Origin of the sequence: Halomonas sp. (genome assembly GCF_052095765.1) — a bacterium.
Classification (GTDB): Bacteria; Pseudomonadota; Gammaproteobacteria; order Pseudomonadales; family Halomonadaceae; genus Halomonas.
Map to the genome: position 1 here is coordinate 9,585 of NZ_JBQDJZ010000049.1, position 10,129 is coordinate 19,713.

The following is a 10,129-nucleotide window of genomic DNA, read 5'->3' on the forward strand; positions in this document are numbered from 1 at the left end:
CGTCATCGAAAACTGGTACTTCGGCGCTCCGTTGCTTATCGCAACTGGCGCGGCGATTGTACTGTCTTGGCTCTATCACCAGTACCGTCAGCGCCTTTCTCCAGCGGACTTGGTGCTGATCGTGTGCGCCCTGGCCAGCAGCGGTTACCTGTTGCTGATGTTCAACAGCCCGTTACGCGCCGCCACCGGCACCTCATTCGCGCCCATGGGAATTTCCTGGGCGGCCATGGCAGGTTGTGCGCTGATTCTTGAGCTGACACGCCGAGTTGCAGGCATGGCGCTGGTTGCAATCTCAGCCCTGTTTCTTGCCTATGTCTTTGCTGGCCCCTGGCTGCCGGGCTTCTTGGGCTACCCCGGTCTATCATTGGGGCGTTTCTTCAGCCAGGTATATACCGATACTGGCGTGCTAGGCCCGACCACGGCAGTATCATCGACCTACATCATGCTGTTTATCATCTTCGCCGCCTTCCTACAGGCTTCCAAGGTCGGTGACTACTTCGTCAACTTTGCCTTCTCTGTAGCCGGACGAGCACGCGGTGGCCCGGCCAAGGTATCGATATTCGCCTCCGGCCTGATGGGCATGATCAACGGCACCAGTGCCGGTAACGTAGTTTCTACCGGTTCACTAACTATTCCGCTGATGAAAAAAGTCGGCTACTCAGGCCGCAGCGCAGGTGCTATCGAAGCCGCCGCCTCTACTGGCGGCCAGATCATGCCGCCCATCATGGGGGCAGGCGCCTTTATCATGGCCGAAGTGACGGGGATCCCGTATACCGAGATCGCCATTGCCGCCATCATTCCGTCCATTCTCTACTTCTCTTCCATCTACTTCATGGTCGACTTTGAGGCAGCCCGCAAGGGAATGCGCGGCATGCGCAAGGAAGAGATTCCACTGTTCTCGGTACTGATACGCCAGGTCTATCTGTTTGCGCCGATCATCATTCTGATCGTTGCACTGTTCATGGGCTATTCCGTAATACGCGCCGGTACCCTGGCAACTGCCGCTGCTGCCGTAGTGAGCTGGCTTTCGCCCAATCGCATGGGGCCTGTTGCGGTTTTCAAAGCGCTGGAACTGGCCGCTAATATGTCCATCCAGATCATTGCGGTCTGTGCCTGTGCCGGACTGATCGTCGGGGTGATCGCGCTAACCGGCGTCGGTTCGCGCTTCTCCTCACTGCTGCTGGGCCTGGCCGGTTTCAGCCAGCTGTTGGCACTGTTCTTCGCCATGCTGATCTCAATCCTGTTGGGGATGGGCATGCCTACCACGGCAGCCTACGCAGTGGCCGCTTCAGTGGTTGCACCAGGCCTGATCAACATTGGCATTGAGCCGCTGATTGCGCACTTCTTCGTGTTCTACTTTGCCGTGGTGTCAGCTATCACACCGCCGGTGGCGCTAGCGTCGTACGCCGCAGCTGGCATCTCGGGCGACAATGCCATGGCCACCTCAGTGGCATCGTTCAAGATTGGCCTGGCGGCATTCATTGTGCCGTTCATGTTCTTCTACAGCCCGGCCATCCTGATGGAAGGCAGCTGGCTGCAGATTCTGCGTGTCGGCATAACCGCAAGCCTTGGTATCGTACTGCTGGCGGCTACCGTGCAGCGCTGGTTCTTTGGTCCGGTGCAGCAGTGGCAGCGCGTGATGATGCTAATTGGTGCGCTGTGCATGATCTATGGCGGCATCTACAGCGATATCGCCGGTCTGGCCATCGGCGCGGCGATGCTGCTTATGCAGCGCGGCCGTGGCGATCCCACTTCCCGCAACAAGCCTGAAAATGCACCTGAATCTGCCGCCTCGAGCTAGACTCCACCCCTGAGTGAGCTGCATTCATGGGGTGTAAGCCCCGGAAACACAAAGATCCCGCCATGCTGGCGGGATCTTTGTGTTTGGCCTGAAAGTATTTGGCCTGAGAACCACCGGCATTTATCCGGTGATGTTATCGACCACTTTCAGCGTTGGCTCAGCCTGATTGAGAGTGTAGAAATGCAGCCCCGGAGCGCCACCGTCCAGCAGGCGCTGACATAGCAAGCTGATTACCTCTTCACCAAAAGCAGCGATGGACTCGCTGTCATCGCTGTAGGCTTCAAGCTGCTTACGAATCCAGCGCGGAATCTCAGCACCACAGGCATCGGAGAAGCGCGCCAGCTTGGAGTAGTTAGTGATCGGCATGATGCCGGGCACGATAGGCGCTTCGACACCCAGCGCACGGACCCGCTCGACAAAATGAAAGTAGCTGTCGGCGTTGAAAAAATACTGGGTGATTGCCAGGTTCGCGCCGGCATTCATCTTGCGCACAAAGTGCTGCAGATCGCGCTCGAAACTCTCGGCCTGGGGGTGTGACTCCGGATAAGCCCCCACGGCAATCTCGAAATGATCGCCGGTCTCGTCACGGATAAACTCCACTAGCTCGTTGGCATAGCCCAGATCGCCAATTCCGCTCATACCAGAAGGCAGGTCCCCGCGCAACGCCACCAGACTATCGATGCCATCTTCACGAAACTGCGTCAGCACCTCGCGTAGCATGGCCTTCTCGCTGCCGACGCATGACAGATGTGGCGCGGTGGTGATGCCACTTTCGCGCACGGAACGCACCGTGCTCAGGGTTCGCTTCTGGGTCGAACCGCCAGCACCATAGGTTACTGAGAAGAAGCGCGGCTGACGGCTGGCCAGAGCATCCCGCGTCATGACCAACTTGTCACGTCCAACCTGCGTATTGGGCGGAAAGAATTCGAAGCTGATACCCAACGGATACTCTTGCACACTCATGGCCCGGTCCCTCTCTTCTCGCGTGTCTGCGTAATGTCATTATGCAATATTTATTCAGGTGATATTCGGCATTACAAGGCAGCTGACTGAGAGTAGCTACATGATGCCATAACGCCATTGTGCCGATAGTTGTTCGCGACGAACAATGAAAGTTTCGCGATCCCGCATCGATTTTATTCACATAACAAACAACCTTAATATCGAAAAATGTTATAAATAATCGCTGTCTCAGTGACAACATCGCTCACACCGAGACAGTCAGGCCTCGCCAAGGCATGATGCGACATCATCTTCCTGTCGTTACGGTAGTTCTGAATGACCATTGATCCCTCTACCCTGCTTGGTCCGCTGTGGACATTGCTGGCCTATGTAGCGCTGGGCATATTCGCCGCCCGCCAGCTGTCGGTTGACCCACGCCCCATCGCCACACTGCTGATCTATCTGATCGCTCCACTGACCTTCTTCCGCGGACTGGTGCTGGGCGGGCCAACACCTGCCTATCTGCTGATCACCGCTACGCTGTTTGCCACTGCCTGCTGCGTGGCACTGCTGGTCAACGCAGTAGCACGACGTCTGCTGCCGGCCGACGAGAGTGCCGTGCTGGCGTTCTCGGCCGGTACCGGCAACACCGGTTATTTCGGGCTGCCAGTGGCCATCGTGCTGCTGCCCAGTGAAGGCGTCACCCTGTACCTGTTCGCCGTGCTGGGCGTCACCCTGTATGAGTTCACGCTGGGCTTCTATCTCAGCGCCAGGGGCCGTTTTTCGGTGCGCGAGAGCCTGCTCAAGATCACCCGCCTGCCACTCATCTATGCCTTTCTTACCGCCCTGCTGTTCGAGAGCATTAATTTTGAGGTGCCACCCAGCGTGATGCGTGGACTCGAGGTCTTCCCCGCGGCCTACACCCTGCTTGGCATGATGATCATCGGCATGACACTGGGCCGCGTCTCGCCGCGCGAGTTCGATCTGCGTTTTATTGGTGCCTGTGTGGGGGTGCGCTACCTGCTGTGGCCGGCGCTGATGCTGGCCGCCGTCATAGCGATTCAGGCCAGCATCGGGCTATCTCAGGATCTGGCCATGGCGCTGCTGCTGATCGGCGTGGTGCCCATGGCTGCCAACGTGGTGGTGGTCGCCATGGAGCTGGGCATCGCACCCGAAAAAGGTGCGCTGGCAGTACTGCTCACCACCCTGGCCGCACCGTTGCTGATTCCCTTCTACCTGGGGCTGATGCTGCCGCTGGTGACCGGCTGAGTTTCGGGCGCCGCACGGCTTGCATAGCGCTGGGCCAGCACCGCACACACCATCAACTGGATCTGGTGAAAAATCATCAGCGGCAGCAACGCCGGGCCAATGGCACCGCCGGTAAACAGCAGCTGGGCCATGGGCACGCCGGTAGCCATGCTCTTCTTCGAGCCGCAGAACACGATGGTAATCTCATCCTCACGATTGAAGCCTAGCCGCCGCGCCAGCCAGGTAGTCAGGCACAGCACCAGCGCCAGTAGCGCACAGCATACTAACGTCAGCGCCATTAGCTCGCGCGCCGACACCTCCTGCCACAGCCCGCCGACCACCGAGGCGCTGAAGGCGGTGTAGACCACCAGCAGAATTGAGCTTTGATCGACACTCACCAGCCAGCTGCGATTGCGATTGATCCAGTCGCCAGTCCAGGGCCGCGACAAGTGCCCCAGCACAAAGGGCAGCAGCAGCTGTACACAGATCTTGAGTACCGCATCCAGGCTCGCCGCAGCCTGACTGTCGCCCTCAGCATCTAGCAACAGCATCAACAGTAATGGCGTCAGTCCGATACCGATCAGGCTTGAAGCCGAGGCGCTACACACCGCCGCCGACACATTGCCGCGGGCAATCGAGGTAAAGGCTATGGCCGACTGCACCGTGCCCGGCAGCGCGCACAGATACAGCATGCCGATGGTCAGGGGCTTGCCCAGAACCGGCAGCAACAACGGATAAAGCGCCCAGCCGATCAGCGGAAACATCACGAAAGTGCAGGCAAACACCAGCAGATGCAACCGCCAGTGGGTCGCACCGGCGACAATCGCCTGTCGCGACAGCTTGGCACCGTGCATGAAAAACAGCAGCGCAATTGCCAGCCGCGTAAGCCACATGAAAAACACCTCGCCCGCACCCTGGGCCGGGAGAAGCGTCGCCACAGCAACCACCGCCATCAGCAGCAGGGTGAAGGTATCGAAGAGAGTGCGCAGGCGCGACAACATGGCATGACCTTTTGATGATTCGAAGATGTGGAGGAACGGTACCACCAAAGATATCGCAACAGGCCGCCCTGAATGAAACTGTCGGCTTCACGGTAAAAACCGTTGCGCCTGGCCCGACTACCCCAGCCACAATACCAAAACCAACGTCAAGGTCAGCGCCAGCACCGCTGATTATTGCAACGGACTGAACCCCGCCACGCCTAGCTCAGCCAGCTGTTGGGCCAGTGCATTTACCTGCGGGTGGCTGAAGTAATCATGTAGCGCCTTGGCGCGGACCGGGCCAACGCCAGGAATATCTTGCCACTGCTTAACCGAGCGACCAGCTAAGATCGCCCAGCTGTTTTCGTTCGAGTTATCTGACAACGCATCCTCCCAGCCAGGCGGTGCGCCGAGCGCTTCAAGCCAGTCGGCAAAAGGCCGCCGCTGGGCCGACATAAAATGCTGTTTCAGACGTTCAGCCTTGATGCGCCCAATGCCATAGGCACGGCGTAGCTCGGCCTTGCTCAGCGTGAAAGCATCCAGCAGGCCTTCCAACAAGTCTGCCTCCATCAGCGCCTGCCAGGTACCAGGGCCAATGCCCGCAAGCCCCAGCGCCTGATCGTCGTCCATCCATTCAAGCCGGGCCATGAACTGCTGCTCACAGCCCTGCGTTGGCTGCCAGCAACTCAAAGCGTGGTAACGCGAAATGTCGGGCGGTACGACCTCCGGCCGAATACTGGCCCTCCACACCACGTCCTCCAGTCGCGGAATAACCAGCCCAGCCAGCGCCAGCCGCACCTGATCTCCCGGACGAATATCCATTTCCCGCCACCGCGCCAACGATCCGACCGAAACTCGGGTAATCCGCCGCCCGTCCATTATCACCGGCACCAGTTCTAGCACTGGTGTGATCCGCCCGGTGCGGCCAATGGTGAAGCTCACTTCACGCACCTCAGCCAGCGCCTCGCGAGCGGGATACTTCCAGGCGGCCGCCCAGCTCGGCGGCTCGGCTTGCCACTGCTCAGCGGCAGGTCGCCTGTCCTGCTTGAGCACAATGCCATCGGTGGCAAACGGCAGCTCGCCACGATACCAGCCCTGCCGCAGCGCCTGCACCTTGGAAAAATCACTAACGCGTTGCGTCCACTCAGCGGAATCAAAGCCCAGCGCTGTCAACCTGTCCAGACGCTCGGTCATGGTTTCGGGGCCAGCAGGCCAATCCCACACAAACAGGCCGATACGCGCAGCCAACGCCGGCGATAGCTGCTCCCGGGCCAACCAGCCGGCCACCTGACCTCGCCCGCCAGCGCTACCATCACGTCGCTGCACATGATTACTCTCGCGACGATACAGCTCGCCCTGCACCACCAGCTCCTGGCTAGTCGACAGGTCAGTCGCCAACCGTGTGGGAACGCCTGGCAGCTCCAGCACCCGACCGGTCCAGTCCTGGCCTGATTCCCCATCGCCCCGGCTGATGGCACGCACCAGCTCACCGCTGCGATACACCAGGCTCACCGCAACACCATCGATCTTGGGCTGCACCCACACGCCTGTGTGCTCACCAGGCGGCTCCTTTAACCGCTGCTCCAGCCAGGCACGCACCGCCGCGGCATCAGTAAGCTTACCAATGCCGGTATGAGGCACCGGGTGAATGGCCTCCCCAGTGGGCGCAAGACCGATATCGACGATAGAGGAAGACAGTGACAGCGCGGGGAAACACTGCCGCCAAGCATCCAGCCGCTGACGGGCCTGATCATAGACCGAATCGCTGACCGGCGAGCTTCCCTGCTGACGATAAGCGCGGTTCCAGTCAGTCAGACGCGCATACAGCGCCGAGATCTCCTGCTCAGCACGGGACCCAGACCAGTCCGGACAATCGCCTTTCGCCTGGGCAGGAGTCTGGGCTTGAGCAGCGCCGCCGCAAACACAGAGCGCGAAAAATACAGCACCACCAAGAACAGTACGGAGAGCACACAGAAAATGACCCATAGGACCCTTCCTCTCGGGTATTTCCTAAACATAGCAGAAGCCCCGCGCGGCAATGCCGGCGGGGCCTGTGTGCTCTCAACCTTTTTCAAACTGAGATTTAAGCAGAAGATTATACGTCCCTAGAGTCCGGCTGCTTTGCGCAGCATCTCGGCACGGTCAGTCTTCTCCCAGGGGAAGGCAGTAAAAGTCTCGGTATGCTTGCTGCCGTCGGTGTCGGTCCAGTCGTAGCTGGTCTCAAAAGGCTCGCGACCGAAGTGGCCGTAGGCCGCCGTCAACTCATACATCGGATGCAGCAAGTCGAGCATGCGTAGGATACCAACTGGACGTAGATCGAAGTGTTCACGCACCAACTCAGCGATACGCTCATCATCAATCTTGCCCGAACCAAAGGTATTGATTGACACCGACGTGGGCTCGGCCACACCGATAGCGTAAGACACCTGAATCTCGCAGCGCTCGGCTAGGCCAGCGGCCACGATGTTCTTAGCCACATAGCGCCCCGCATAGGCGGCGCTGCGATCTACCTTGGATGGGTCCTTACCGGAGAAAGCCCCGCCACCATGACGCGCCATGCCGCCGTAAGTATCAACAATGATCTTGCGGCCAGTCAGACCACAGTCGCCCACCGGGCCACCGATCACGAAACGCCCAGTAGGGTTGATGTGGTACTGCGTTGAATCGGTCAGCCACTCAGCGGGAATCACCTGTTCGATGATCTCGCGCTTCACCATCTTGCGCAGCTCATCCTGATCGATATCCGGGTCGTGCTGGGTCGATAGCACCACCGCATCCACGCCGCAGGGCTTGCCCGCCTCGTCATAGCGGAAGGTCAACTGGCTCTTGGCATCAGGGCGCAACCAAGGCAGCAGGCCGCCTTTGCGCAGCTGGGCCTGGCGCTCCACCAGCCGGTGGGCGTAATGAATCGGCGCCGGCATGTAACTTTCCGTCTCGTTGGTGGCATAGCCAAACATCAGCCCCTGATCACCGGCCCCCTGCTCTTCCGGTGTGGCACGGTCAACACCTTGGGCAATCTCGACACTCTGCTTGCCGATCAGGTTTAGCACGCCGCAGGTCTCACCGTCGAAGCCTACATCAGACGAGGTGTAGCCGATTTTTGTAATCACCTTGCGCACCAGCTCTTCCAGATCGACCCAGGCAGCGGTAGAAATCTCACCGGCCACAATGGCCACACCAGTCTTGACTAGGGTTTCGCAGGCCACCCGCGCTTGCTTGTCGCGGGCAATGATGGCGTCAAGCACGGCATCGGAAATCTGGTCGGCAATCTTATCCGGGTGTCCTTCGGAAACGGACTCGGAGGTAAAAAGGGAGTACTCGCTCATGGCGCTCGCGACCTGCAGGAATAAGTTGATAGCCTGCCCACAGGCTACGAACTGCGGGCATTTGATAGCGCAAAGTTTACACCTTCAGCGCCAGGCATGACAGCACTCGCGGAAACCGGGCACAAACCGAACAGTTAATTGAAGGCCGGGGCTATCTCAGCGACAATATGGCACCGGATTCACAATGTGCCGCTGACGACTGTGTGGCACAAAACAGCTGGGCTGCCAGCTGATACCTTATCGTGCACTCGGCTCTTCGCCGTCCGAGGCACCCCAGAGTGTGATTGCATACCATCCGCCACAGGCGAGGAGCTGACTCATGCCATCCCGTTTCGAACTGGCCAATGCCATTCGCGCCCTATCCATGGATGCTGTACAGAAGGCCAAATCCGGCCATCCCGGCGCGCCCATGGGCATGGCCGATATTGCCGAAGTGCTATGGAACGATGTTCTCAAGCACAACCCAGCCGACCCCAAGTGGCCTGACCGCGACCGCTTCGTGCTGTCCAACGGCCACGGTTCCATGCTGCTTTATTCTCTGCTGCACCTGACCGGCTACGACCTGGATCTGGAGCAGCTGCAGAATTTCCGTCAGCTCAACGCTAAGACCGCTGGCCACCCGGAGTTCGGCTACGCGCCGGGCATCGAGACCACCACCGGTCCGCTAGGTCAGGGGCTGGCCAACGCCGTGGGCATGGCACTGGCCGAGAAAACCCTAGCAGCACAGTTCAACCGCCCCGGCCACACCCTCGTCGACCATCACACCTACTGCTTTGTGGGTGACGGCTGCCTGATGGAAGGCATCTCCCATGAAGTCAGCTCGCTGGCCGGCACCCAGCAGCTCGGCAAGCTGGTCGTCTTCTACGACGATAACGGCATCTCCATCGACGGCGAGATCAAAGGCTGGTTTACCGACGACACTGCTAAGCGCTTCGAGGCATACGGCTGGCACGTGGTGCCCAAGGTTGACGGCCACAAGCCCGAGGAAATCAAGGCGGCGATTGAGCTGTCAAAAAATCACGACGATAGACCCAGCCTAATCATCTGCCAGACTGTGATCGGCTTTGGTGCGCCCAACATGCAAGGCACCGCTGCCACCCACGGTGCACCGCTGGGTGACGACGAAATCGCCGCTGCTCGCCAGCAGCTCGACTGGCCACATGCGCCTTTTCATGTGCCAGAGCCAATCTATCAAGGCTGGGATGCGCGCGAAGCGGGGGCGACTGCCCAGCAGCAGTGGCAGGAGCGCATGGAGCGCTATCAGGCCGAGCATCCCGAGCTGGCCCGCGAATTCAAGCGCCGCATGCAGTGCAAACTGCCTACCGAGTTCCCCATGGAAGCCATGGTTCAACAGGCCCAGGAAAAAGGTGAAAGCATTGCCTCGCGCAAGGCCTCTTTCAACTGCCTTAACGAGCTGGGCCCACAGCTGCCTGAGCTGCTCGGTGGCAGCGCTGATCTGGCGCCATCCAACCTGACATTCTGGAACGGCGCCAAGGCCATCACACCAGAAGCGCCCGACGGCAACTATCTGCACTACGGCGTGCGCGAGTTCGGCATGGGCGCCATCATGAACGGCATCGTGCTGCACGGCGGCTTCATTCCCTACGGCGCTACCTTCTTGATTTTTATGGAGTACATGCGCAATGCCGTGCGCATGGCGGCACTGATGGGCAAGCGAGCCATCTACGTGTTCACCCACGACTCCATCGGCCTTGGCGAAGACGGCCCCACCCACCAGCCGGTGGAGCAGCTCACCAACCTACGCTCGACGCCGAACCTTTCCACCTGGCGCCCTTGCGACGCCGTGGAAACCGCCGCCGCCTGGGGCGCCG

Annotated in this window: 7 protein-coding genes; 3 read left to right on the forward strand and 4 right to left on the reverse strand. The window is 59.7% G+C overall.

Annotated elements, in window-relative coordinates; all coding sequences use genetic code 11:
- Nucleotides 1-1,801 (forward strand): TRAP transporter permease (locus ACTH3D_RS07860; protein ID WP_441666511.1); only part of this gene is annotated, 1,801 nt, incomplete at its 5' end.
- 120 nt (nt 1,802-1,921) lie between these two features.
- On the opposite strand, the gene metF is transcribed toward ACTH3D_RS07860, so the two are convergent.
- The gene (metF, locus tag ACTH3D_RS07865; protein ID WP_441666512.1) at nt 1,922-2,764 is read right to left on the reverse strand and encodes a methylenetetrahydrofolate reductase [NAD(P)H]; all 843 of its coding nucleotides are present in this window, start codon (nt 2,762-2,764) and stop codon (nt 1,922-1,924) included.
- 315 nt (nt 2,765-3,079) lie between these two features.
- Between metF and ACTH3D_RS07870 the strand changes: the two genes are divergently transcribed.
- Nucleotides 3,080-4,012: an AEC family transporter gene (locus ACTH3D_RS07870; protein WP_441666513.1), complete on the forward strand. Its 933-nt coding sequence runs from the start codon at nt 3,080-3,082 to the stop codon at nt 4,010-4,012.
- On the opposite strand, the gene ACTH3D_RS07875 is transcribed toward ACTH3D_RS07870, so the two are convergent.
- The 3 genes from ACTH3D_RS07875 to metK form a co-directional block, all read right to left on the reverse strand.
- The gene (locus tag ACTH3D_RS07875; RefSeq protein ID WP_441666514.1) at nt 3,976-4,992 is read right to left on the reverse strand and encodes a bile acid:sodium symporter family protein; all 1,017 of its coding nucleotides are present in this window, start codon (nt 4,990-4,992) and stop codon (nt 3,976-3,978) included. The two genes, ACTH3D_RS07870 and ACTH3D_RS07875, sit on opposite strands and share 37 nt — an antisense overlap.
- Nucleotides 4,993-5,163: 171 nt before the next feature.
- Nucleotides 5,164-6,957, reverse strand: coding sequence for an NAD-dependent DNA ligase LigB (ligB, locus tag ACTH3D_RS07880; protein WP_441666515.1), 1,794 nt, complete (start codon nt 6,955-6,957; stop codon nt 5,164-5,166).
- A gap of 119 nt (nt 6,958-7,076) precedes the next feature.
- Nucleotides 7,077-8,297: a methionine adenosyltransferase gene (metK, locus tag ACTH3D_RS07885; protein WP_441666516.1), complete on the reverse strand. Its 1,221-nt coding sequence runs from the start codon at nt 8,295-8,297 to the stop codon at nt 7,077-7,079.
- Nucleotides 8,298-8,616: 319 nt separating this feature from the next.
- Here metK and tkt point away from each other — a divergent pair.
- On the forward strand, nt 8,617-10,129 hold a 1,513-nt coding region (gene tkt, locus ACTH3D_RS07890; protein ID WP_441666517.1), incomplete at its 3' end, for a transketolase.